Annotated in this window: 1 protein-coding gene; it reads right to left on the bottom strand. The window is 67.0% G+C overall.

The annotated features are described in order from the left end of the window. A partial coding sequence (locus tag ACMGEZ_RS29705) for an IS5 family transposase (protein WP_436825866.1) occupies positions 1 to 702 on the bottom strand: 702 nt, incomplete at both ends.

The raw sequence follows: 702 nt of genomic DNA, 5'->3' as shown, positions 1-702 counted from the left end.
CGTCGGGTCCAATTGCCGGCGCTTGCCCGGCTGCATCGCCACGTGCCACTGCGGGCCCTGCGCTTCTTCGCGTTTGTGCACGCCCCGGTACCCCGCATCGCCGAAGGCCACCGTCTCCTCGCCGTGCAGCAGAGCGCCGGCTTGCGTCACGTCGTTGACATTGGCCGCCGTGGCGACCACCGTGTGCACGAGACCCGACCCGGCATCGACGCCGACGTGGGCCTTCATCCCAAAGTGCCACTGGTTTCCCTTCTTGGTCTGGTGCATCTCGGGATCGCGCGTGTTGCCCTCGTTCTTGGTCGAACTGGGCGCCGCGATGATGGTCGCGTCCACGATGGTGCCCGCGCGCATCAGAAGCCCTTGTTCGGCCAGATGGGCGTTGATCTCCTCGAACAGCGCCTTGGTGAGGTCGTTGTCCAGCAGCAGGCGCCTGAACTTCAGCAGCGTGGTGGCGTCGGGCACCGACTCGCGCGACAGATCAATGCCCACGAAGTCGCGCAGCGCCTGGCTGTCGTACAGCGCGTCCTCCAGCGCCTCGTCGGCCAGGCCGTACCACTGCTGCAAACAGTACATGCGCAGCATCCTTGGAACGCCGATCGGCTGGCGGCCGACGCGCCCGCTCGTGGGGTACAGCGGCTCGATCACGGCAATCAAGCGCGCCCACGGCACGACGCGCTCCATGTCGGCCAGAAACTTCTCGCG

The sequence above is a fragment of the Variovorax stachyos genome, assembly GCF_051400855.1.
In the GTDB taxonomy this organism is placed as follows: domain Bacteria; phylum Pseudomonadota; class Gammaproteobacteria; order Burkholderiales; family Burkholderiaceae_C; genus Variovorax.
Note: the sequence above shows the minus strand (reverse complement) of the source record. Positions and strands in the feature narration are given on the sequence as shown.